Source organism: Indibacter alkaliphilus LW1 (assembly GCF_000295935.2).
Classification (GTDB): Bacteria; Bacteroidota; Bacteroidia; order Cytophagales; family Cyclobacteriaceae; genus Indibacter; species Indibacter alkaliphilus.
Genome location: NZ_ALWO02000006.1, coordinates 76500 through 100650 on the forward strand (window position 1 = coordinate 76500; position 24151 = coordinate 100650).

The following is a 24151-nucleotide window of genomic DNA, read 5'->3' on the forward strand; positions in this document are numbered from 1 at the left end:
TTATCTTAAAGGAAAAGGTTATTTCAATTCCCTAATCCAATTCAATTTACTTTATATTTACGTTCTTTAATTTCGGGTATGTTAAACAGAAGAATTCTCAGAGTCAAGGCTTTCCAAAACCTTTATGCTTACGAACAGTGTAAAGCATCCAACTTCAATTTGGCAAAAGACCAAATCAAAGATGCATTTTTGCCGGACCTTAACAGCATGGAAGTTCAGGACAAAGGCTTGCTCAAAAAAGAAGCAGCGCTTGCCACCGAACTGTTTATCAAAAATCTTAATACAGATACTTTTGAAGCTGAGAAATTTAGCAATCCCAAAATCACTGTTGAGGCAAAAAAAGCCATCAATGCTTTCCACCAAGCAAATAGGAAGGATTTTGAATTTTTGGCCAATAACATGGTAAGCTCAGCCGAAAGGCTTCCACAACTCTACCTCTATTCCATTCAGATCCTTTTAGCTTTCAGAGACCATGTAGAAAAAGAATCTGAGAGAAAGAAAAAAATGTCTCAGGAAGCTGTTACATTGAATAAAAGTGATTTGAATCTCAGCAACAACAAAATCTTATTGAAAATCAAAGACTCCGAAACTTTCAATAACGCCATTACCAGAAACGGCGCCTACATTGATGAGCTTGAATTGGAAATCAAAGAGTGGTTCAGGGATTATGTGAGACCCTTGGATAGTTACAAATCTTATATCCAAATAACAGATCCAAGCCTGGAGGAAGATTTTGAGATCGCTGATGACATACTCAAAAAGGTAATCTTCAAAATCGACGCGATTCTAAACTTTTTTTCTGAAAAAGACCTTAACTGGACAGAGAACAAATCTATCGTAAGGAGTTTGGCATCTAAAGTACTTAAAAACATCAAGGAGCAATACTCAGAAGAGGAAGAACTGCTTCCGGAAATAGCCTTGAACTGGGAAGATGATAAGGAATTCTTCCAAAATATCTTTAACTTGACAGTCCAAAACGACGATCATAATAAAGATTTGATTGCAAAAAGAACTCAAAACTGGGATATAGAGCGGATAGCACAGACTGACAAAATCATCTTGTCTATGGCTATCACTGAAATGAAAAAATTCCCGAGTATCCCTGTAAAAGTGAGTATCAATGAATACATAGATATCTCCAAAACATACAGTACACCGAAAAGTAAGCAGTTTGTCAATGGTCTTTTGGATGTGCTGTCAAAGGAGTTAACTGAAAATGGTCAAATCCGTAAGAGTGGAAGAGGTCTTTTAGATAACAAATAAAAATAAAGAAATGAGCAAAAATTCTAATACATGGTTTGCCTTTATAGCCGGCGCTGGAATAGGTGCTGCTTTAGGCATTTTATTTGCACCGGATACTGGTAAAAATACACGTGACAAACTCACTTACCAATTGTCCAGGTACAAAGAAGAGCTGGAGAGATTGATCAATGACTTGAAAGAAGGCAAAAACCTACCCCAAAACGAAGCTAAATCAGAAGGACATAAAGTCATCTCTGATGCTAAAAACAAAGCAGAAAACTTATTGAGTGACGTCAATAAACTGATTGAACAAATCAACAAAGAAGCTAATTAACCCTTATTATCATGAAATACTTAAAATTCCCCGCATTAGCGCTTTCAATTGCGCTCTTTGCATTCGGTTGTGAAACAAAAAGTGCAGACCAATCTGACAAAATCGCAGAATTGGAACAAAAATTGGCCAGACTGGAAGCAGCACAGCCGGCTACTCCATCAAATGTAGCCAACAGTCAGCCTGCTGATCCTTCTACTTTAGGCCAGTTTGGATTCAGTGAGATGGAGTTTGACTTTGGAACCATCGATGAAGGAAAGGTTGTGGAGCATATCTTCAAATTCACCAACGAGGGCCAAGCTCCTTTGGTAATTTCCAACATCACTGCATCTTGTGGATGTACAAGCCCTGACTGGACCAAAACCCCTGTAAAACCAGGTGAAGAAGGATATGTAAAAGTTGTATTCAACTCTACTGCAAAACCAGGTACGCAAGCACCAACAGTTACTATTCAGGCCAATACCAATCCTAATGTAACCAGGTTGAGAATGAAAGGAAATGTTACACCAAGATCACAAGCAGGAGCTGCAAGTCAAGCTGGCCCGGTTAAGAGATAATATATGAAACTTTGGATTTTATTACAAGCTGAAGGAGCTGGAGGCGGGATAATGGGGCAAGTATTCCTATTTGGATCCATTATCCTGATCATGTACTTTTTCATGATCAGACCACAGCAGAAAAAACAAAAAGAAACAAAAAATTTCCTGGAAGCCATGAAAAAAGGAGATACTGTAGTGACCATCGGAGGGATTCACGGCAAAGTGAGCTCAATAGAGGGGGATACAGTAACTGTGGATTTGGACAAAGGATTAAAAATAAAAGTAGAAAAATCAGCCATATCGGCGGATTTCACCAAAAAAGCTACAGGAACTAAATAAGATCCATTTTGGCTACACTCAAAAAACGTTTTTCCAATCTTTCTCCACAAAAGATTGCAAACCTGAAAGTGGCGGCTCTGTGTTTTTTCGCAGCCGCCACTTTTTGGGTTTTGAATGCCCTCAACAAAGACAATTACACGACTGTCATAGATTATCCAATTCAGATAGTGTTTGACCCAGAGGAGTTCATGCCGGTGGAAAAACTTCCAAGTAGGATAAAAGTAGAAGTCAACGGTAACGGATGGGACCTTCTAAGAAAATATTTCAAAGTAAATGAGAACCCGTTTTTGATTGAAATAAATAATCCCTCCACAAAAAACTACATCCTTACTTCAGAGATCAGAAGAGGCTTGGCAGAATCCATCAACCCTACCAACCTCGTGTCTATGGTCACAGACACGATCACATTCAATATAGATAAGGTAGTGACCCGAAAAATCAAAATTGAAATAGATACAACCTCTAGCACCCTGGCTAGAAATTACAGGATTGCAGGAGATATAGAACTAGACCCTGCACTGGTGAACGTCAAAGGCCCAACTTCCATATTACAAAAATTGGATGGGGTTATTCTGATGAAACTTGGAGAGGAAAAAATAAATAAAAACTTCAATAAAATCCTTCCAATTGATCTGGAGGAGGAAACAGCCGAATTCCTGACTTTGGAAGAAGAAAGTGTTCATGTGAAATTCGATGTGTATCAAATGCTCGAAGGAAACAAAAGACTTAGAATCAACAAGCAGAATTTCCCAAATTCGGTGACCTTGGCAGAAGAACCTTCAATCGTAATGCGCTATATGATAGACGAACGAAAGGTAGAGGAATTGAAGTCTATGGAATTTGAAGCAGTATTGAATTATTATAATCGTAACAGGGATGATAGTACCATACTTATCCAAGTATCACCAAGACCCAATTTTTTGGAAAATATTCAGATCGAACCTTCCGTTCTACGCTTGAAATATGAATAAGATAAGTCCTAAGCTAATTGGAATTACAGGTGGAATTGGCTCTGGAAAAACAACAGTTTCCAAAATATTTTCCATCTTAGGTATTCCTATTTACTATGCTGATGATCGGGCAAAGTGGCTAATGGCCAATAATCTTGATTTGATTCAAAAAATCAAAGAAAACTTTGGAGAAGAAAGCTACACTGAAAATGGGGAGCTTAATAGAAAATATCTTGCTGAAAAGGTTTTCTCAGACCCGGAAAACACAACAATCATCAATGCCCTTGTCCACCCTGCTGTAGGTGCAGATTTTGAAAATTGGGCTACTTCGCAAAACTCCCCCTATATTCTGAAGGAGGCAGCACTGCTTTTTGAAACAGGCTCCTACAAACAACTTGATAAGATCATCAATGTAAGTGCTCCATTAAAACTGCGTATCAGCAGAGTAATGGCAAGAGATCCTCAAAGAGATGAAAAACAAATAAATGCCATCATTGACAAACAAATGCCTGACGAGGAAAAAAATAAAAAGGCAGATTTTATCATCAAGAACGGCGAAAATAAATTACTTATTCCACAGGTTTTGAAAATTCACCAAGCACTTTCTTCCCAAAATCAGAACCTAAATGGATAACTGAATCTGGTCAAGGTAAAACTTCATTCTACTGTGCTCTCGATTTAAAAATTGAATGTTATCTATCTTATCAAGCTTGTGGTTGTAAAAAACTTCAACGTATTCATTGTCCAAAAGGTACAGATTCACTTTATGGGTATAGTACCTTATAGCCACCACGAAGGTCCCCTCTGTGTAAAGTAATTTTATTTTTTTGTGCAATGGTAAACTTATGAACTCCTCTCTACTCATTCTCTCAATTTAGCTAATTCCATTTCTGATGCAATATAGCCAAATGCAGACCAATATCCAGTTTCAATTACATTGTTAAATATCCTTTCAGCCATAGTTGTATCTCCTTGGCTAAGATAGTAATTCCCAAGGCCGTAGCCCTGAGTAACATATTGAAGCTTCTGGTCATCTTCAGCAGAATTGACATTCAGCAAACGACCTGGTTCCAGCTCTCCCTTATACATTAAGATTCTTTTGTGGTAAGCTTCATTCTCAATTATATTCATGTCCGGAGTGACTACTGCAATCGACTCAAGTGCTTCTGCTTTTTTCCCCATTTTGATCAAAGTCATATAATACCAATCTAAAGTAGCCACAATCAGGTCATCATTATCAGAAACTTTGATACATTCCACATAGGCGTCCAAAGCTTTTTCCCACTCCCCTTTTAGATAATGTGCTAAACCCAAATGATACCAAACATTAAATTGAACATTTGACAAAGGAATATTGAGCTTGTTGGGCATTCCATCTTCCTCAATCAAAATTTCTTCCCCTTCCATTAATTTAGAGGCTTTTTTAAAATCTTCTATGGCTTCGTCAAATTTCCTGACAGATACAAACCTGTGTCCTCTATGTCTCAAAGGCTCAAAAGCGTCAGGATATTCCTTTATTGCTTTGGTAAAAGTCCTTATTGCCAAATCGTGCCTTCCCAGGTAAGCTTCCCTTCTACCTATCCAAATGAGGTTTTCCATGGATGGGTTTTCAGCATAACGGGATTCAGCCTCTTGCAATTCCCTGATTTGATCATTTTGGGTTGTAGAATCTATTCTTGAGGTCAGTGTATCCCCCAACAAGCTAACTCCCTGTACAACCGTGGAATTTTCAGAGTTATAACCCAATCTCAAAGAATTAGTATCGCTCTGAGGAGCACTGCAAGAAAAAACTGAAAGAATAAAAATAAAGGAAATAGATTTTTTCATCTTCATAGCGTTTATTTATAGCGTCAAATATTTCACAGTCCCGATACTGCAAACGTATTATTGAATATAAAAATATTCCATTCAAATATGAATAAATCCCCAAAGGAAATCCAAATTAAATTTTTCTATTATCTGATAGTCTTATTGCCAATCTTGATTTTTTCCTCTTCATGCGCCTCTTCCAAAAAAGGAAAAAACAGAGAAGTAGACACTATTATTAGTACTGCAAGATCCTACAGAGGCACACCTTATAGATATGGAGGCACTACCCGGTCTGGAATAGATTGTTCTGCCCTGATCTTCCATGCATACGCCAGTGTGGGAATAAATCTGCCCAGAACCTCTGAAGCCCAAAGTAAATTGGGAAAAAATGTATCAGGAAGAAATCTGGAAAAAGGAGACCTTTTGTTTTTTGCTACTGGAAAAAGGCGCAGAAAAGTAAGCCACGCCGGAATAGTCACAGATGTCCAGAGGGGTCGTGTAATTTTTATTCATTCTTCGACATCTTTGGGTGTGACAGAAGATAATCTTGCAAATCCTTATTGGAACAAAGCCTTTCTATTTGGAAAAAGAATCCTGTAACAAATATTGACGGTTTATCGCTAAACTTTTGACTATTATCAATTTCCATTTTAAATACTGAATCTGTAGGATTGCAAATCGCAAAATAAAAAAAGTTTAAATACAGGGATTAAATTTCCAAACATCCTTTGGTATTCAGCTTTAATAATTAATTTTGCAACCAAATTCAAAAAGCATCAATCCTTTTTACAATAAAAATACAAATGGCAAATATTGGTAAGATAACTCAGGTAATTGGTCCAGTAGTGGACGTCTCTTTCGAGGGAGGAAGATTACCTAACATTCTGGATGCATTGACGGTCACTAGAGAAGACGGTCACCAAGTGATCCTCGAAGTGCAGCAGCATTTAGGTGAAGATAGAGTAAGGACTATCGCTATGGATGCTACAGAAGGTCTGGTAAGAGGCCAAGGAGCAGTAGATAACGAGGCCCCAATCTCTGTACCTACCGGTGAGGCAATCAAAGGTCGACTGTTCAATGTGATTGGTCAGGCTATTGATGGACTTCCTGAAGTGAAATCTACCAAGAGATTACCTATCCACAGATCCGCTCCAAAGTTTGAAGACCTTTCTACTTCAACAGAAATTCTTTTTACAGGTATCAAGGTAATCGACTTGATCGAGCCTTATGCAAAAGGTGGTAAAATCGGTCTTTTCGGTGGTGCCGGTGTGGGTAAAACAGTTTTGATCCAGGAATTGATCAACAATATCGCCAAAGCATATTCAGGTCTTTCTGTATTTGCAGGTGTTGGTGAAAGAACCCGTGAAGGGAATGACCTTTTGAGGGAGATGATCGAGTCAGGCATTGTAACCTACGGTGATGATTTCCTTCATACCTTAGAAGAAGAAGGAGGATGGGATCTATCCAAAGTTGATTTGAAAAAACTGGAAGAATCCAAAGCAACTTTCGTCTTCGGACAAATGAATGAGCCTCCTGGAGCAAGAGCTCGAGTAGCCTTGACAGGTTTGACTCTGGCAGAATACTACAGAGATGGTGAAGGTGATGGAGCCGGTAAAGACATCCTTTTCTTCATTGACAATATCTTTAGATTTACCCAGGCTGGTTCAGAAGTGTCCGCACTTCTTGGACGTATGCCATCTGCGGTAGGTTACCAGCCAACTTTGGCTACAGAAATGGGTTCCATGCAGGAAAGAATTACTTCTACCAAAAACGGATCCATTACTTCAGTACAGGCTGTTTATGTACCTGCCGATGACTTGACTGACCCTGCTCCAGCGACTACTTTCGCTCACTTGGATGCAACTACTGTACTTTCAAGAAAAATCTCTGAGCTTGGTATTTATCCAGCAGTGGATCCTTTGGATTCTACTTCCAGAATCCTTTCTCCGGATATCCTTGGTGATGAGCACTACAACTGTGCACAAAATGTAAAAGAGATCCTTCAGCGATACAAAGAGCTTCAGGATATCATCGCAATCTTGGGTATGGAAGAACTTTCTGAAGAAGATAAGCTTGTGGTACACAGAGCCAGAAGGGTACAGAGATTCCTATCTCAGCCTTTCCACGTTGCAGAGCAATTTACAGGCCTAAAAGGTGTATTGGTGGATATCAAAGATACTATCAAAGGCTTCAATATGATTATGGACGGAGAGTTGGATCATTTGCCTGAAGCAGCATTCAACTTGGTGGGTTCTATCGAAGATGCCATTGCCAAAGGTGAGAAAATGCTTGCTGAAGTAAGATAATCTAAAAGCTGTACTTACAGTTTAAGCAAAATATTAAGTTATGATCCAATTGACAATTATCACACCAGATCAAAAAGTATTTGAAGGTGAGGTCGAAGAGGCAACGTTTCCAGGTGCCAACGGCTCTTTTCAAGTATTGAAAAACCACGCAGCTTTGGTATCTGCCCTTGCAAAAGGTACCGTTTCATACACTACCAAGGAAGGAAAAAAAGCACATGTGATCGATGGGGGTGTTGTAGAAGTAAATGATAATAATGTAGTTTTATTAGCCGAAAAAGTAATCGGTTAATTTATAAGCTAATTCAAAAAAGCCTCTTTCGTAAGAAAGGGGCTTTTTTATTGACAATGTCCAGATAAAGTTTTCATATCAAAATATTATTCTTACATTTGCAACCCTGAAAGGAGGTGTATACATATGATCATAGTCAACGTAAAAGAAAACGAATCTATCGAGAAAGCGCTTAAGCGTTTCAAAAAGAAGTTTGATAAGACTGGAGCTGTTCGCGAATTGAGAGCCAGACAGCACTTTGTAAAACCTTCTGTTAAAAACAGGGAGCAAGTTATTAAAGCAGCTTACAAGCAGAGATTACAGACAGAAGCTAGCAAGTAATTGTTTGTTATCTTTTTGAGATAATTCACATCTAAAGGCGTACCTACCGAAAGCGGGTACGCCCTTTTCTTTTTTAATGCTTTAACAAACCTTAAAGCAACTGGTAGTGATTTTTTACTGGAAAGGTTTTAGATTAGGTTTAAAATTGACCTGTATGAAGCATTGAGGATTATGCAGCCATGATGAATGCCGTTTATAATCCCAAAGAAGCCCTACCTGTAGACCACTGATGTATACTCGCTCTTGGGATGACTTTCGTCACAATTCAGTCGGATAATTTTTTATAATTTCATACATTCAAGTAACATATATGACTGATTCTTTTATCAATTATCTGGAGCATGAAAAAAGAGCGAGTACCCATACAGTACTTGCCTACAAAACGGATTTAGAACAATTCTCAGAATTTGTTTCTACTGCTTTTGGCTTGGAGGATATTGGTAATGCTGAGCATTCAGAAATTAGGGCTTGGGTGATTGACTTGGTAGATTCTGGACTCAACCCTAACTCTATCAATAGGAAGATTGCCACCTTAAGATCCTATTATAAGTTTTTGATGCGCTCAGGTATAATTTCAAAAGACCCTACCTACAAAATCCGGGCATTAAAGACTGCTAAAAGACTACCTGAATTTGTTCAGGAAGAAGCCATAGAAAAAATCCTGGATGAGGCGGTTTATGAAGTGGGGTTTGATGGACAAAGAGACAAGATGGTCATGGAGTTCTTGTACCTGACCGGGGTTAGACTTTCCGAGTTGATTTCTATCCGATGGAAGGACATCAACCTTGAAGAAGGAAGCATAAAAGTATTGGGAAAAAGAAAAAAACAAAGAATAATACCCTTAACAAACACCTTGAAAAGGAATATTATTCTGTACAAAAAAGTATTTGAAGAAACATTTTCAAATATACAAGAGAGTGATTATTTTATCGTTAATATCAATAAAGAGCAGGCATATCCTATGAAGATTTACCGGATTGTAAGACACTATCTTGATCTTTTTGCCCAGACTTCCAAGCGGAGTCCCCACTTGCTCAGGCATACTTTTGCCACTCATTTGCTAAATAAAGGAGCAGACCTAAATGCTGTAAAGGATTTACTTGGTCACGCCAACTTGGCGGCGACTCAGGTATACACGCACAATTCAATGGAAAAACTTAAGGCTGTGTTTGAACAAGCACATCCAAAAGCTTAATAAATGTTCAATTTTAAATAAGAAAGTTATGAAACTTCAAATGCATTCCATCCATTTCGATGCCGATCAAAAGCTTATCGACTTCATCCAAAGAAAAGCTGATAAACTGGATACATTCTATGATCGTATTGTTGACGGTGAAGTTTTTATGAGATTAGATAAACATGAAAAAAATGCGAATAAAATTGTAGAAATCAAAATGAACGTTCCGGGTAAAACCCTGTTTGCCAAGCAGCAAAGTGACTCTTTCGAAGCTGCAGCTGACGAAGCCGTGGAAGCATTAAGAAGACAAATCAAGAAGTTCAAGGAAAAAGTAGTCCTTGCCAACCAATAATTCAAAGGCCCTTTTCGGAGGGCCTTATTTTTTTAATAGAAGTCTATCAGGAAAATTGGGTTAATACAAAAATCATATTTACTATATCTGAGCAGACTTTCCAGCCTTTGTCCCAAAATAAATAAACAGCACACTGCAGGTCAAAGTCAGGTAAATCAGAAAGTTCCAATTTTGAAACAAATCAAAAGCAATTCCAAAAAGAAGCGGGCCAAGAGCTGCCAGGTAATACCCTGTAGACTGCACCATACCTGAAAGGGAAGCAGTCGTCTTTTCCATTTTGGTACGCAGTCCAATCAGAGTATATGCCAATGATACACTGGACCCCAAGCCCAAGCCTACAATTGCCAACCCGACATAATTCACCCACAGTTCATCAAAAAACAAACTGCAAAAGCCTATTATGTACATAAAACCTAAAACATTGATCAAACCTACCTGATCCTTAAATCTAACAGCTATAATAGGCGCCAAAAAGGACCCTATCAAACCTATAATCTGCATTACCGAAACCAACACTCCCGCTTCTGTAGCAGAAAGCCCTCTGGATATCATCATATCAGGAAGCCATGCAACTAAAGTGAAAAACAGCAAGGACTGAACCCCCATAAACATACTGACATTCCATGCCAATCTGGATTTCCAAACATTGACCTTTGCCACGGAATTTTCAGCATGATTCACTGCTGCACGGAACTTCAGCTGAGGTATCCACAAGATTATCCCCAATACTAATAAGCCTGCCCAAGAAACCAGGGACCCTCTCCATCCTAAATTTAAGTCTATAGCCAAAGGCGCCGAAATTCCCGATGCAACAGCTGCCAGAAATGTCATCCCTGTGGTATAGGATGCTGTGACGATTCCTATTTTGGAAGGCATTCGGTTTTTGATCAAGGGAATCAACAGCACATTGCATATAACAATTCCTATACCCGTAAGGCCAGTTCCCAAAAACAAGACCAATGATCCACCCAGTACCCTGACCAATGTCCCCAAAAGGATCAAGGCCATGCCTAACATAAGTGCTTGGGAATTGCCCATAGCCTTTCCAATGCGGGCTGAAAAAAGTGAAAAAGTAGCAAAAGTCAGCAATGGAAAAGTGGTCAAAAAACCTGCCCATCCATTGCTCAAACCTAGGTCTTCCCGGATCATTGGAATCAAAGGACCTACAGCCGTAATCGAAGGCCTGAGATTAAATGAAATAAAAAGGATTCCAAGAAACAGCAACCAGTTTTTCTGATACAAAGGTTTTTCAGCAAGCATGAAGGCGTTGGCTTAAAAGGGTTCTGCTATTTGGAATGTAAATCAGGTGTTTGTCAAAACTAGATCTTTGACACACTCAACCCAAGTATCATTGGAATTGAGACTTGGAACCAAATCCCACTGTTCACCCCCAAGCTCCTCAAACTCTTCCTTATACTCCTCCCCTACTTCAACGGTAGTCTCAAGACAATCTGCTACAAAAGCAGGGGAAAACACCAATACTTTTTTGACACCTTTCTCAGCCAATTCCTTGATGATATCTTCTGTATAAGGTTTTATCCATGGATCTTTCCCAAGCCTGGATTGAAAACAGGTAAGTACTTTATCTTCCGGCAAACCCAATTTCTCTGCCAAAAGTCTTGTGGTATGAAAACACTGACCTCTGTAGCAGAATTGGTTTTTCTTGGTATAGTTGCCACAGCACTTGTCCGAAAGCTGGCAATACCCATCCACCGAGCCTTTTCTGATCTGCCTCTCCGGTAAGCCATGATAGGAAAATAGATATTTGTCATATTCTTGGCCCTGCATCATTTCTTTACCCAATTCGGCCCAAGCCTCCAGGAATAAGGGGTGTTCTACAAAATTGGATATAAATGTAATATTTGGAATGATCTGCCATCCTCTTGCTATTTCCATTACCTTATCCGCCACAGATCCATTAGTGGCAGAAGCATATTGAGGAAACAATGGCAGCACAATAATTTTCTTCACATTAGCTTTATTGAGCCTTTCCAGGCCATCCTCAATGCTCGGAGACTGATACCTCATGGCCATTTCCACCACATAGGTTTGGGGGTCAAGTTTGGCAATCAACTTGTCCCTGAGATCTTCTGTGTGAAAAAGCAAAGGAGAGCCCCTATCTGTCCATAATTTCCTGTATTCATTGGCTGATTTTGGAGCCCTGAATGGGGCTATTATCAGATTGACAAGCATCCAACGGGGAATAAACGGGAAATCGATCACTCTTCCATCCATCAAAAATTCTCTGAGGTATTTCCTTACATCTCCTGTAGCTGTACTGTCAGGTGTTCCAAGGTTGACTAAAAGTACTCCTACTTTTGCTTTATTTTTGGTCATGATTGTATTTGGATGATTAAAAACTCAAATAGAACCCAAAAGTAAGTGCTTTGGTTAGAAATATCTAATTGATTTGACCAATCACCTGTAAGAGAATTCTATCGGTAGCCAGAAACAAAAAAAGCATCCTCAAGGGATGCTCTTAAATTACAGATTTTTAACCTGCTTAATCTTCAATGGCATCAGCCATCATTTTATCGATTTTAGCCCTTACTTTCTCACTTTGGGTATAGGCCATATAAATCTGTTGGAATTTTTCCGGACCTAAATCACTCTCTGAAATGTGTCCAACTACTTCGTTTTGCATCTCGGACTGAATTTGCATAATTTCCTGACCTGCTTTATTGTAAGCTGCCAATTCCTCCGGATCCTCAGATGCTTCTCTGATGTCCCCGTTTTGCTGTGCCATACTTAGAGCTTCAAAACGCTCTACCGTCATTCCGCTTTCCTCTATCGATTCCATCATTTTGGATTGATATTTTTCCTGGATTGGCATCACTTGCAAGTTGACATCTACGAATTTCTTAATATCTTCTTCAGGAAAATCTTCCTGAACTTCCATTTGTTGTGGCATCACTTCCTGAGCTGAAGCAGTAAAACCAAAAAATAATGCAAAAACAAAAAACGGGACTACTAATTTGTACATTGAATTTGGGTATTTCATTTTTTTTAAATTATTGATTCAAGGATAAAAATACAAAAATCCCTCCAAAAAGGACAACAAACTGCAGTTTTAACAGAATTTCACAGATTTTTTTAAAGATAAAATTCAAAATAAGCATAAAATATCCACAGATCAGCTATTAGGATTTAACCTAAAATACCATTCTTTATACTTATTTGAAGAATTAATATCATGCTACAAATTAGACCCTTAAGTTTCTTTGATATCAGTCCGCAAAGCCCATTTCATCAAAGGGCCACTGCTCATACTCGTCACTATTGCCATAATGACAAGTGCGACAAAGAGCTTCTCATCAATCAGTCCATTTTCCAGTGCGATAAGGCCCAGAATAATCTCCATGGCACCCCTGGCATTCATCCCAAAGCCTACAGCTAAAGATTCTCTCAAATTGAACCCACCTTTTGAAGCACCAAAGCCACTGCCTACAATTTTTCCGGCGAAAGAAATAGCTAACACTGCCAAGGTAAGCATCACCTCAAAATTGGTGAAGAAATTGATTTTCAAACCGATCGAAACGAAAAATAGAGGGGCAAATATATTGTTGATAAACTGGTGTACGATTTCTTTAGCCCTCTCTGACATGTGTTCAGAATCCCCCAAAGCAACCCCCAAAAGGAATGCACCAAAAATAGCATGAATACCTAACCACTCTGTAAAGGCAGCGGCCAAAAAACAAAATGCCATTGATAGAGATAATACCCCACCAGGCCAAGCTAATTTTTTATTGATCCAAGGCAAGACCTTATTGATTATAATCTTTCCCAAAGTCAACATAAAGAAAGTAAAAGCCAAAGTAATCCCAATAGTCTGGAAAAGTGAGAGGTTGCTTCCTTTACCCATAAATGACAAAATGACGGAGAATATCAACCAACCTATGATGTCATTCACCATGGCTGAAGCAACGATCAACATCCCCATTTTGGTCTTGAAAAGGTCAAGGTCCATCAAAATCCGTACTACAACTGGCAATGCCGTAATGGACATCGCTGTTCCCATAAATAGCGAAAACAAGAGCCTATCTCCATCTGCCAGTCCAAAAAACTCGGAGAAATAGTAAGGGAAAACAAAACCAAGTGCAAATGGCACAATCAAGCCCAATAAGCTTATGCTCAAGGCTGACTTTCCTTGGGACCAGACCAAATGCAACTCTACCTCCAAGCCTGCTATAAAGAGCAGCAATACCACCGCAATCTGAACAAATCCATCCAAGGCAAGATTTGCACTTGGATTACTCATAAATAGATACTGATGCAAATCGGGGTAAAAGGTTCCCAATATGGTCGGCCCCAGTAATATCCCTGCCAACAATTCCCCGACTACTGCCGGCTGCTTAAAGCGCTGAGCAATCTCTGCAAAAACCCTTGCCAACAATAACATGGCGGCAAGCTGAAGAAACAGGTTTACTACATCCTGATGTGAAAGATTTTCCATGTGTCCTTTTTATTTTTTTACAATTAAAAGGTTACAAGGAAGGTCGCTCAGAATTTCTTCAAGATCATGTGGAAACAACCTATGGAAAAAGCCAAGATTCCCCTCATCTCCCACAATCAATAAGTCTGCTTTTACATCTGTAGCAAATCTTGCCAATTCTATGGCCCATTTGCCACATGTGATTTTGATGCTGATTTTCAAGGATCCCTTATCGAGATTTTTTAGAATATTTTCTACATAAATTATTTCTTCCCCTATGAGTTTACGCCTTGTCGCTGCAATCTCCTCCTCTCCGCCTTCACTTGCAGTGGCCATTTGAAGCCCGTACATCTTGATTTCGTTTACAATGTAAACCTGCTTTGCTTTATCTGACTTACACCATTTTAGACCTTGGTCTATGACGAAAGGGGTTTGGTCTTGTTGTGTGCCATTGATCACCACCCTTTCAAAGGCTTCCGGCTTCAACATAGGCTCAATCAGTACCAGTACAGAACATTTGGACTTTCTGATGATTTTTCTTGCAACGGAACCAATATAGTATTTAAAAAAACCTTCAGTTTTCAAAGCTCCTGCTATCAATAGGTCTACATTTTCCTGTTCACATACTTTGATGATTTTTTTAGCAGGATTGCCCACTTCCCATACAGTTGTCACTCCTGTATCAAGAAGTCCTTGAGAGCTGAGCATTTCCTGCATTTTTTTTTCAGATTCAGTTGTTTTTTCACCAACATGAATGAGCAGCAGTTCGGCAGCAAATATTTCTTTGATCCTTTTGGCTTCTGCGATCAAAGCCTCCATTCTGGGAGAAAATGCAATAGCAAGTGCGATTTTTGAAAACATATCCTAATCTTTGTAAAAGGCAAAATAAACAATATTATGGTTTATTTATAACCTCAGGAAAAATGCTTGATAAGTGGCTCAGGTTCTCACCCATTTATCCATACTTGTCGCCATTCAAAATCCATTGATTCACTACTTCCAAAGCATTTTTAATTAACCACCTATTTTTTGTAACATTAGGACAATATTTGTGCACTGAATAGCCCAAATTAAAAATTGAACTAAATCAAATATAACTTATGAAGAAAATGTATCTATCACTGGTTGCAGGAGCTGGGATGTTATTCTCTGTTCATACCAGCAGCCTCGCTCAAAGTGATTACCCTACTTTGAGCCAGATGAGCCAAAGACTGCAGGCAATTTCCGGAAGTGGGAGCACTGCTAAGCTGAGCTCTTTGACAAAAACCGAAGGGGGTAAGGATATCTGGGTATTGAAAATCGGAAAGGGGGACATGGACAATAAGCCAGGTATTGCCATAGTGGGCGGTGCTGAAGGTTTCCATGTTTTGAGTGTTGAATTAGCCCTTCAGTTTGCAGAGAAGTTGGTAAAAGAAAATGATGCAGCTTTGGAAAAAAACACTTTTTATGTTTTTCCAAACATGTCTCCTGATGCTTACGAGCAGTACCATGCTTCCTTAAAATATGAAAGAAGAGGCAATGCTTCCAAAGTAGACCATGACAGGGATGGCAGGGTCTCCGAGGACGGCTACGTAGATCTGAACAATGACGGACTGATCACCATGATGAGAGTGGAAAGCCCCATGGGAGACTATATGCCGCATGAGCAGGATGATCGCGTAATGGTCAAAGCAGATGTGTCAAAAGGACAAAAAGGAAGCTATTTGGTATACCCTGAAAGCAGGGATAAAGACAAGGATGGCAAGTTCGGAGAAGACCTTGAAGAAGGCATAGCTTTTAACAGGAACCAGACCTATAAATTTCCGATCTTTACTCCTTTGGCCGGAGATTTTGCGGTATCAGAGGCTGAAAGCAGAGCTTTGCTGGATTACCTCTTTGAGCAGTGGAATATTTTTGCCTTTGTAACTTTCAGCCCGGCAAACAACCTTTCGGCCCCACTGAAATACAATGCAGCAGATGCCAAGAAGAGAATCATCACCTCCATGTTGGAAAAAGATGTAGCCATCAATAGCATGGTGTCTGAAATGTACAATAAGACTGTATCCCAAAAAGCATTCAACCAAAATAATCAAGGGACGGATGGTGACTTTTTCCAATGGGCATATTTCCATTTTGGAAGATTGAGCTTCAGCACACCGGGCTGGTGGGTACCGGAAGTAAAAGATGAGGAAGGCAAATCTGTATCATCTAATCCTGAAGCCAATTTTCTGGCTTGGGCAGAAAAAGAAAAAATTGACGCATTTGTCCCATGGACAGCGATTGACCATCCTGATATCCCCAACCAAAAGGTAGAAGTAGGTGGTATCAAGCCTTTTGCAATGTACAACCCTCCATACAGTCAGGTTGGGGAAATTGCCAATGAGCATACGGAGTTCATTTTGAAATTGGCTGAAATGAGTCCCAAAATGGAATTCCATAATGTACAAACAGAAAAACTGGGCAATGGACTTACCAGAGTGACCGCAGATCTCTTTAATAATTCCCCACTTCCCACGCATTCAGACATGGGTGAAAAATCAAGATGGCTGAGAAAAATAAGGATTGATATCAATAGAGAAAGCAAAGACATCATATCAGGCGATAAGATCAAATTGATTGATAAGTTGGGAGCATTTGAAAAAACTACCCTCAGCTGGATCGTAAAAGGCTCCGGTAATGTAGAAATCAAGGCTGGTGCAGCTCATACTGGCATAGCTACTCTCAATGTGAAACTTTAATCAGCAAGGCAATGAAATTTAAAAATTGGATTTATACAGCATTTATAGGTGCAGCTTTGAGCCTCAGCTCAACTTACGAGGCCAACGCACAAGTAGCCCAGGATAGATATTTCAGGGCATTAGGCACACCTCACAACCCCAAGGTGCAGGTTTCCTGGAACAGGTATCATACCAACCTGGCACTGGAGGAAATTATGAAAGACATGGCCAAAAAGCACCCGAATTTGGTCAAATTGGAAAGTATAGGAAAGTCCTATCAGGGCAATGATATATGGGTACTGACCGTGACGGATTTCAATCATGGAAAAGCAGATGAAAAACCTGCCATGTGGATAGATGGCAATATCCACTCCAATGAAATACAGGGTACCGAATTTACCCTATATACAGCTTGGTACTTGGCTGAAATGTACGGAGACCTGGATTTTATCACAGAATTGCTGAAAGACAAGACCTTCTATATCGCTCCTACCATCAACCCTGATGCCCACGATTATTTTATCAAAGAGGCCAATACCCAGAATTCTCCGAGGTCAGGTATGATAGTCCTTGATAATGATGGCGATGGTTTGGCCGGGGAAGATCCTTTTGATGACCTGAATGGTGACGGACACATCACCTATATGATCAGAAAATCTCCAACCGGGAGATTTGTGAAAGATCAGATGGATCCACGAAAGTTAATTATGGTCGCTGCCGATGAGCAGGGAGAATACGAAATGCTGGGTTATGAAGGTATAGACAGAGATGGTGACGGAGAAGTAAATGAGGATGGAATCGGCTATTATGATCCCAACAGAGATTGGGGCTGGAACTGGCAGCCGGATTACGTACAGCGTGGAGCGTGGAAATATCCTTTTTCCGTACCTGAAAACAGGGCCGTGATGGAGTTTGTCATGAAACATCCAAATATTGCAGGCGCACAAAGTTACCACAATTATGGAGGAATGATCCTGAGAGGGCCGGGAGCTGAAGAGGATTTGGGTACCTATAATGCTTCGGATGTGAGGATTTATGATGCTATAGCCAAAAAAGGCGAAGAGTTTATGCCGGGATACAAATACTTGGTGGTCTATAAAGACCTCTATTCAGTGTTTGGTGGTCAGTTGGACTGGTTTTACGGTGGCCGGGGTATATTTACTTATTCCAATGAGCTGATGACCTCTTATCTGTATTTCCATGAAAATGCCGGCCGCAACAATCAGGACGAACAGATGAAGGTCGACAGGTACCTTACCTTTGGTGATGCCTTTGTAGATTGGGAGGAATATGACCATCCACAGTACGGAAAAATTGAAATAGGTGGGTTCAAAAAGAATTTTGGACGTTTGCATCCGGGATTCTTGATGGAGCAGGACGCCCATAGGAATTCTGCCTTTACCATTCTTCATGGGTACCACACGCCCAAGCTGTCCGTTTCCGAGGTGAAGGAAACTGACCTTGGAGGTGGATTGAAAGAAGTAGTTGCTACTGTTTATAATGAGCGTTTGATTCCTACCCATTCCAGTCAGGACCTTAAATACAAGATAGCAAGGCCTGATTATGTAAGTATTTCCGGTGCAAAAGTAGTGGCTGGATTTGTAGTGGAAAGCGAGGATTTCAAAAAGTATAAAGAACAGAAGGTAGATCCCGAGAAAATCCATGTGGAAAATATCCCGGGTATGGGCGCTGTCAAAGTAAGATGGATTGTCTCCGGTGGTGGTAATTATACCATCAATGTGGACTCCGAAAAAGGCGGAAAAGCAAGCTGGAAAAAGTAAAAAAAATGGAATAAATATAATTGAACACCGCTGGTTTTGCCAGCGGTTTTTTTTGCCTATACAAAGCCCCTGAGGGATTGTAAAAGTTCTCTTTTGGTCATATAGCCACCTTTTTTCCAGAGGATTTTTCCGTTTTTGAACAGAATAAAATGAGGTATAGACCTTACCCCAAACTGAAGACTGGCTTGGGGATTTTTATCCACATTCAATTTAAAGAGCTTGATCTTTCCGCCAAGTTCATGCAATGTTTCTTCCAAAATAGGTGTCATCGTCTGGCAAGGAGCGCACCAGTCGGCATAGAAGTCTACCAATACGACTGTATTTGATTGCTTAACGATTTCTTTAAACTTTTTCTCAGCCATTTTAGCTAGAAAAAAACCTTAGATGCGAGTTGTATTCGAACTCCCAATTGCAGAATTATATCCTCAGAGTTAAGTCCATAATCAGACACTATACTAAGAAGTCTTATTTAATGGTTGAGTAATTTTATTGCCGATTTCAAAACAATTCTTAAATCCATTAAAAACCAACGTAAATCACTTAAATACTTAATAATAAAATCAAAACCTCAAGCCATAGGAAAAAGTTGGTATTAAGGGAAATAGAGTTAACATATAATATTGCAGTTCTCCTTTTTGGAATCTGGAAAATACAAAATAGGGGTTTTGTCGATTATAAAGGTTAAACAAGGAAACCCCTACAGTTCTTTTCCATCCATTTCTCCATATTTTACTTTGATTGAAAGAAAGATCAAGCCTATGATAATCCGGCAGTCTAAAATTATTGATTTCGTCCAATAACAATGCCTGATGGTTGAAAGGTATGTACATTCCATTGGAAACAAAATCATCCAAGTTTTGAAAAGCACCTTCATCCCTGAAATTATCCCAGTGGGTGGTTCCATTAGGATAATAGTAGCTGTGATCATTTAAAGCTGGCAATCTCCTTTGACCTAGGGTTACTGGCATGCCAGTTTGATGTGTCCAGGAAAGCGCTAAACTGTTTTTTGGATTTATCCTCCACAAAAGGTTAAGATTTATGTTATGGGGCCTATCAAAATTATGAGGGAAAGGGTTACCCTGATTAAGTTGGGGAAATTCGTTAAAGGCTCTTGAATAGGTGTAATTAAATTCAAAATCCAAATTATCAAATTTTCTCTGTAAGCCAAGTTCCCAGCCATAAGCCTTTCCTCTTCCCCCTGAATAAACCTGATCGTCCCATTGGCCTTGGGCTATAGCGAAACCTGACACACCCAAAAACTGGATGATGTTCCTCATCCTTTTGTAATAAAGACCAGTCTGAATCTGGATATTTTTTTCCTCCCAATATCTGTTGAATTGGAGGGATAATTGGTCACTAATGGTAGGTTGAAGGTTTTTGGTTGAGGGTACCCAGATATCTGGGAGCAAAGAAAGACCAGCGGAATTAAGGGAATGCACTGATTGAGTCATCCGGCTATATTCCATGATAATATCTGAATTCCCCAAAAGATAGGTGGACTGGATTCTGGGCTCCATTAAAACAAAGTCCTTATCATTTTCAAGAAGGATGTATTTGCCCAATCTTCCTCCTAACTGTAATAGCAATCTTTCATTTTTAGACGCATAGTTCCATTGAAAATAACCGAAAACTTCGGTAGCCGACAGGTTAACCGCATCCTGATTTTCAACGATCGGCCTATCCATTCTTTGGATCTGGCGAAACCAAGAAATCGGGACAAACCTGTGGCTGATCCAGTCCAGTCCAAAATTTAAAGCATGGTTGACATTAAGATTGTAATTGAAATTGTGTTTCCAGACATAGTCTTTTACAGAAGTAGCATAATCAAACTGGTCAAAAGCCTCTCTCTGCCAATTAAGCGAACTGCTATCAGCGTACGTCATTCTGTATTCAAAATCCGTAAAAGCTAAAACCATGTTATACCTTAGCTTTTTTGAAACAGTCCGGTTAAAGCTAAGGCTGTACAACTTTGTCCCCCAATTATTATATTGGTGTTGGTAATTTGCTCTTCTTAGTGTATCCGTTGAACCCAAGATTAATTTGCTGTCCGTCTTCAGAATATCCCTTCCATGATAAGTACTAAAATGGACACTGCTTAGGTCATCAATTTCATGGCTCAACTTAAGGTTGAAATCATAAAAACCGTATAAAAATTTGTTGTCAGGTTTGTTAATACTATGAGCCAGATGAAGTACCGGATCCACAAGGGATTTTCTCGCCGAAAACATAAAAGAACTTTTGCCTTTTATAATGGGGCCTTCCAAGGCAAACTTCCCATACAACAAGCCTACCAAAACTTCCCCTTTGTATTGGGATTTATCACCTTCTTTAACCCTTATATCCAAGATAGAGGATGCTCTGCCACCAAACCTCGAAGGAAATCCTCCCTTGTAAAGGGTCATACTTTGAATGGCATAAGGATCAAAAACCGATAAAAAATTTGCCAAATGCCCAGTATTGTACATCGGTGTTCCATCAAATAATATTAGGTTTTGGTCAGTCTGGCCTCCCCGGACAGAATACCGAACCGTGCCCTCAAGTCCGGGTTGGATACCAGGTTGCCTGATGATTACTTCCATAATATCGGTCTCTGGTTTAATTGAGGGCATCTGGAGAAGGTCAGGATTGTTGAACCTAACCTCGTTTGAGGATATCCTGTCTATCCTTCTTTTTGATTCAACTACCACTTCATCAAGTTCAACGGGAGAAAGAAAAATGCTGACAAATTCACTATCGAATTCCGAAATACTTTTGCTCAATGTATGATAACCCGGATAACTGAAATGGATAACCTGTTCAAGATAAGAGCCGATTTCAACTGAAAATTTGCCATGTACATCGGTAAACGAATTTATGGCTCCAGGGGTAATTTTGACCAAAACCCCAACAATTGGTTCTCTCGATCCTTCTTCCCTTACTGTGCCGTTAATAAAGTTGTCTTGTGCATAAACCGCAATGCCATCAAAACTACTTACACAAAAAGTAAGGATCAAAAAGAAATTAATCCTCTTCATACCAATACCTTTCTATGATATAAAAATCCCTGCTTAAACCTGCAAAGATTCCCCTTCCCCCCTCAATGTTGGAGAACAACGGGAGAGGCGTTTTGAAAATACTTGGATTATAGAGATCAGAAGTGCTGGTAAAGGCTTGATAGGAAATTGCATCCAAATGGGCATAAAGGCTTTTTTTATAGTGATAGTATTCCGCTGATGTGGTCTCCAAAATAAAGACCATACTGCCTCTATAAAATGTTAACTGAATTTGAGAACCAGCATTTCCATTTACGGAAAAAGGAAAAGCAAACAAAAACTGGTCAGGTAAATTCTCCGACAAAATGATTTCATCCCTATTATAAGATTTATAAATGGAATAATTATCTTCTACTGCTATTCCCCATTCATCAGGATTACTTAAAACATCTCTCCTGTAAAATTTAGTCTCAAAATAATTCACCGCTTCGGCTTTTGGGTGAAAAAAAATCCTGTCTAAATTAGTGCTCCCTGTATGCCCATCGAATGACATAACCGGCCCTTGGCTCCTAACTATTGAGTCAACCTTTACAGGAAACGGTATGTAAGTAGAAGCAGAAAGAATTATTCCGTCTTTTGACCTCACTTTAAGTCTATATTCAAATCCGGCCTCCAAAGGAATCAAGGACTTGTACACGGAATCAACAAGTAACAAATCAAATGTCTGCAAATCCGAGGAATTATTGGGAGATATTTTCTCAATTTTAACACTTGCGTTTTTTTCGGGGTGCCAGTCATCACCAAGCTTGTTTTTGCTCCTCATCAGCGATACCACTGGCACTGAATCAGCGAAAATAAAGGAATTGGCTACCAAGATATCAGAGTCTGAACCTATAAAGCGAGGTTGAAACTCGCTGACACAGGAATAATAAATGAAAACAAGGGCAATTGTTATCGTAGGATGTGTTTTCATCCACAACCATTCGATATAAAAGGCCTTTTTCATCCAATTTACCATAGATCAGTTAACTCGTGTATATTTAGTGATCTTACTTGCCTCAATAAGATATATCGAATAATCAAAAAAAAATGATTAACTCAGTATGCCATCATTAATCCTTCATTGATGAATTTACATTGAAAAGTTTAAAACCTGTCACACCACTTGATCCATTAGCAATTTGGCGTACTACCTCGTATTGAATCCCAAATTCAACTTTCTTACCAATATCGGCAGCACTAAAGAGATATGGAATTTCCAATTCAACTGGAGAGGGCAGTCCCTCCCCTTCATTTTTTAGCAATTCCTTATCTTTTATTAAAACTCCATTCAGTTTTTTCACTGACTTTATCCCTGTTAATCTTCCATTCACATAGTTTTCATGATCAATAATGAATTTAAGCAATAGGGTATCTCCTGCAAATCCATTCAACTCATCAATTTCAGGGACTACCGTTATTTTAAGGCCCGAATCAGTAATTATTGGGGCATCCTCAATTGAGTCCCCACAAGAAAAAAAAGCACTTGTCTGAAATATAAAAATAATCAGAATCAACGTTCCTCTATTCCTCAATTTTTGCCCTATTTTCATCTCTTTATATTTTAAATTGAACAATCAATATTTCAATAGGTTATATCATTAAATATACAAACAAAAATTATCCTTAACCAAAATAAATTTTAATCTCTATACATTTGATAAACCTTTATATTTAAATCTTCAATATCGTCTAAAATACACAGAAAAGTTTGTATTGGTAGGGTTATCATAATTGTTTGGTGTTGGCCCGTGATGCTGGACAATAACTCTTAATCTCCTGATATTACGTTTGGTCGCCCAAGAAATTTGTCCAATATCTGTCAGATAATCCCAACTTGGAGTTAAATCCCTCATACCACACAATCTACATTCTCTATATAGCCAGCGTGCCATAACCATCCTAGTATTTAACGAAGGAACAGCATTATAATTGTAATACCTTCTTACTTGACCATATTCATACAAAGTAGGACCATCAAAATAATCACGTCTAAAATTTGGATAAAAGTCATCTCCAAATACACTATTGTCAATTCTATTATTTGAATTGTCTGTTGTTTCAGAAATTAAGGACAATGTAAAACCTTTTGCATCAGGTTCAATAAAGTAATCATCCACAACAAAATACCTATTAGGTTTGTCATCAATAGAAATGTTAAAATCCAAGGATTTCTTCCTCAACGAAAAATCAGGAAGAATTTCACTATCATCATAAATTAATTTCAATTCCCATAGAGCGTTATCGGATGGAATCGTTACAAAATCTTCAATATCTGACTCAATCCTTAAATTCACCCAACTGTTTCCATCGATTGAAGAAATTTTAATAGAATTGCTAAAATTGAAATCAAACTCTTTCAATTCAGGTTCCTCAACTGAGTCAATTGGAGGAATTTCCATATTGCAGGCTCCAATTATTATCGAAATTCCAAAAAGCATAATTAAGTTAAATGTTTCATAATATAAGCTTTAATTGTTTAAATAATTTATATAAGAATTTTTAATAATAATAATTTATTTTTTAAGAATAATCTAACAAAATTGAAAATTAATTTATATGAATATCCGCCTACA

Annotated in this window: 26 protein-coding genes; 14 read left to right on the forward strand and 12 right to left on the reverse strand. The window is 38.9% G+C overall.

What is annotated here, in order from left to right; genetic code table 11:
* Nucleotides 1–78 precede the first annotated feature (78 nt).
* The 6 genes from nusB to coaE are packed head-to-tail and all read left to right on the forward strand — an operon-like array spanning nt 79 to nt 4035.
* Nucleotides 79–1263 carry a transcription antitermination factor NusB gene (nusB, locus tag A33Q_RS01075; protein ID WP_009035159.1) on the forward strand — a complete coding sequence of 395 codons (1185 nt, stop codon included), beginning with the start codon at nt 79–81 and terminating at the stop codon, nt 1261–1263.
* Nucleotides 1264–1273: 10 nt separating this feature from the next.
* Nucleotides 1274–1576 (forward strand): YtxH domain-containing protein, encoded by a 303-nt coding sequence (locus A33Q_RS01080; RefSeq protein ID WP_009035160.1) that lies wholly within the window; start codon nt 1274–1276, stop codon nt 1574–1576.
* 11 nt (nt 1577–1587) lie between these two features.
* On the forward strand, nt 1588–2130 hold the full coding sequence (locus A33Q_RS01085) for a DUF1573 domain-containing protein (RefSeq protein WP_009035161.1): 543 nt from the start codon (nt 1588–1590) through the stop codon (nt 2128–2130).
* A 3-nt stretch (nt 2131–2133) separates the two neighbouring features.
* Entirely contained in the window at nt 2134–2451 is a 318-nt protein-coding gene (gene yajC / locus A33Q_RS01090) for a preprotein translocase subunit YajC (protein ID WP_009035162.1), read from the forward strand.
* 8 nt (nt 2452–2459) lie between these two features.
* Nucleotides 2460–3422 (forward strand): YbbR-like domain-containing protein, encoded by a 963-nt coding sequence (locus A33Q_RS01095; protein ID WP_009035163.1) that lies wholly within the window; start codon nt 2460–2462, stop codon nt 3420–3422.
* Entirely contained in the window at nt 3415–4035 is a 621-nt protein-coding gene (gene coaE, locus A33Q_RS01100; protein ID WP_009035164.1) for a dephospho-CoA kinase, read from the forward strand. The genes A33Q_RS01095 and coaE overlap by 8 nt, the downstream gene beginning before the upstream one ends.
* Here the strand turns inward: coaE and A33Q_RS22325 are convergent.
* Together A33Q_RS22325 and A33Q_RS01110 are read right to left on the reverse strand one after the other, a co-directional pair.
* Nucleotides 4024–4266: a hypothetical protein gene (locus A33Q_RS22325; RefSeq protein WP_009035165.1), complete on the reverse strand. Its 243-nt coding sequence runs from the start codon at nt 4264–4266 to the stop codon at nt 4024–4026. The two genes, coaE and A33Q_RS22325, sit on opposite strands and share 12 nt — an antisense overlap.
* Nucleotides 4263–5228 (reverse strand): tetratricopeptide repeat protein, encoded by a 966-nt coding sequence (locus tag A33Q_RS01110; RefSeq protein WP_152527361.1) that lies wholly within the window; start codon nt 5226–5228, stop codon nt 4263–4265. Before A33Q_RS01110 ends, A33Q_RS22325 begins: the two co-directional genes overlap by 4 nt.
* A gap of 87 nt (nt 5229–5315) precedes the next feature.
* Between A33Q_RS01110 and A33Q_RS01115 the strand changes: the two genes are divergently transcribed.
* The 6 genes from A33Q_RS01115 (at nt 5316) to hpf (ending at nt 9655) form a co-directional block, all read left to right on the forward strand.
* Nucleotides 5316–5810 carry a C40 family peptidase gene (locus A33Q_RS01115; protein WP_009035167.1) on the forward strand — a complete coding sequence of 165 codons (495 nt, stop codon included), beginning with the start codon at nt 5316–5318 and terminating at the stop codon, nt 5808–5810.
* Between the two features lie 203 nt (nt 5811–6013).
* Nucleotides 6014–7516: a F0F1 ATP synthase subunit beta gene (gene atpD / locus A33Q_RS01120; RefSeq protein WP_009035168.1), complete on the forward strand. Its 1503-nt coding sequence runs from the start codon at nt 6014–6016 to the stop codon at nt 7514–7516.
* Nucleotides 7517–7556: 40 nt separating this feature from the next.
* Nucleotides 7557–7805 (forward strand): ATP synthase F1 subunit epsilon, encoded by a 249-nt coding sequence (gene atpC / locus A33Q_RS01125; RefSeq protein ID WP_009035169.1) that lies wholly within the window; start codon nt 7557–7559, stop codon nt 7803–7805.
* Nucleotides 7806–7931: 126 nt separating this feature from the next.
* Nucleotides 7932–8126 carry a 30S ribosomal protein S21 gene (gene rpsU / locus A33Q_RS01130; protein WP_009035170.1) on the forward strand — a complete coding sequence of 65 codons (195 nt, stop codon included), beginning with the start codon at nt 7932–7934 and terminating at the stop codon, nt 8124–8126.
* A gap of 310 nt (nt 8127–8436) precedes the next feature.
* The gene (locus tag A33Q_RS01135; RefSeq protein WP_009035171.1) at nt 8437–9321 is read left to right on the forward strand and encodes a tyrosine-type recombinase/integrase; all 885 of its coding nucleotides are present in this window, start codon (nt 8437–8439) and stop codon (nt 9319–9321) included.
* 28 nt (nt 9322–9349) lie between these two features.
* Nucleotides 9350–9655 (forward strand): ribosome hibernation-promoting factor, HPF/YfiA family, encoded by a 306-nt coding sequence (hpf, locus tag A33Q_RS01140; protein ID WP_009035172.1) that lies wholly within the window; start codon nt 9350–9352, stop codon nt 9653–9655.
* Nucleotides 9656–9736: 81 nt separating this feature from the next.
* Here hpf and A33Q_RS01145 read toward each other — a convergent pair whose 3' ends face one another.
* The 5 genes from A33Q_RS01145 to A33Q_RS01165 all read right to left on the reverse strand — a co-directional run bounded on the left by A33Q_RS01145 (nt 9737) and on the right by A33Q_RS01165 (nt 14948).
* A complete protein-coding gene (locus A33Q_RS01145; RefSeq protein WP_009035173.1) occupies nt 9737–10915 on the reverse strand; it encodes a CynX/NimT family MFS transporter in 1179 nt (392 codons plus the stop codon).
* A 42-nt stretch (nt 10916–10957) separates the two neighbouring features.
* Nucleotides 10958–11992, reverse strand: a complete 1035-nt coding sequence (gene hemH / locus A33Q_RS01150; RefSeq protein ID WP_009035174.1) for a ferrochelatase — start codon at nt 11990–11992, stop codon at nt 10958–10960.
* 166 nt (nt 11993–12158) lie between these two features.
* A complete protein-coding gene (locus A33Q_RS01155) occupies nt 12159–12638 on the reverse strand; it encodes a DUF4168 domain-containing protein (protein WP_009035175.1) in 480 nt (159 codons plus the stop codon).
* 228 nt (nt 12639–12866) lie between these two features.
* Nucleotides 12867–14108, reverse strand: coding sequence for a cation:proton antiporter (locus A33Q_RS01160; protein ID WP_009035176.1), 1242 nt, complete (start codon nt 14106–14108; stop codon nt 12867–12869).
* A 9-nt stretch (nt 14109–14117) separates the two neighbouring features.
* Nucleotides 14118–14948 carry a universal stress protein gene (locus A33Q_RS01165; protein ID WP_009035177.1) on the reverse strand — a complete coding sequence of 277 codons (831 nt, stop codon included), beginning with the start codon at nt 14946–14948 and terminating at the stop codon, nt 14118–14120.
* 239 nt (nt 14949–15187) lie between these two features.
* Here A33Q_RS01165 and A33Q_RS01170 point away from each other — a divergent pair, with 239 nt between their 5' ends.
* Both A33Q_RS01170 and A33Q_RS01175 read left to right on the forward strand, forming a co-directional pair.
* Complete coding sequence (locus A33Q_RS01170; protein WP_009035178.1) at nt 15188–16804, forward strand: M14 family metallopeptidase; 1617 nt, start codon at nt 15188–15190, stop codon at nt 16802–16804.
* A gap of 11 nt (nt 16805–16815) precedes the next feature.
* Nucleotides 16816–18564: a M14 family metallopeptidase gene (locus tag A33Q_RS01175; RefSeq protein WP_009035179.1), complete on the forward strand. Its 1749-nt coding sequence runs from the start codon at nt 16816–16818 to the stop codon at nt 18562–18564.
* A 56-nt stretch (nt 18565–18620) separates the two neighbouring features.
* Here A33Q_RS01175 and trxA read toward each other — a convergent pair whose 3' ends face one another.
* The 5 genes from trxA to A33Q_RS01200 all read right to left on the reverse strand — a co-directional run bounded on the left by trxA (nt 18621) and on the right by A33Q_RS01200 (nt 24016).
* Nucleotides 18621–18926: a thioredoxin gene (trxA, locus tag A33Q_RS01180; RefSeq protein WP_009035180.1), complete on the reverse strand. Its 306-nt coding sequence runs from the start codon at nt 18924–18926 to the stop codon at nt 18621–18623.
* A 198-nt stretch (nt 18927–19124) separates the two neighbouring features.
* Nucleotides 19125–21578: a TonB-dependent receptor gene (locus A33Q_RS01185; RefSeq protein ID WP_009035181.1), complete on the reverse strand. Its 2454-nt coding sequence runs from the start codon at nt 21576–21578 to the stop codon at nt 19125–19127.
* Entirely contained in the window at nt 21565–22542 is a 978-nt protein-coding gene (locus A33Q_RS01190) for a DUF4249 family protein (RefSeq protein WP_160169328.1), read from the reverse strand. The genes A33Q_RS01185 and A33Q_RS01190 overlap by 14 nt, the downstream gene beginning before the upstream one ends.
* Nucleotides 22543–22648: 106 nt before the next feature.
* Complete coding sequence (locus A33Q_RS01195; protein WP_152527363.1) at nt 22649–23152, reverse strand: hypothetical protein; 504 nt, start codon at nt 23150–23152, stop codon at nt 22649–22651.
* 105 nt (nt 23153–23257) lie between these two features.
* Nucleotides 23258–24016 carry a hypothetical protein gene (locus A33Q_RS01200; protein WP_009035184.1) on the reverse strand — a complete coding sequence of 253 codons (759 nt, stop codon included), beginning with the start codon at nt 24014–24016 and terminating at the stop codon, nt 23258–23260.
* Nucleotides 24017–24151 lie beyond the last annotated feature (135 nt).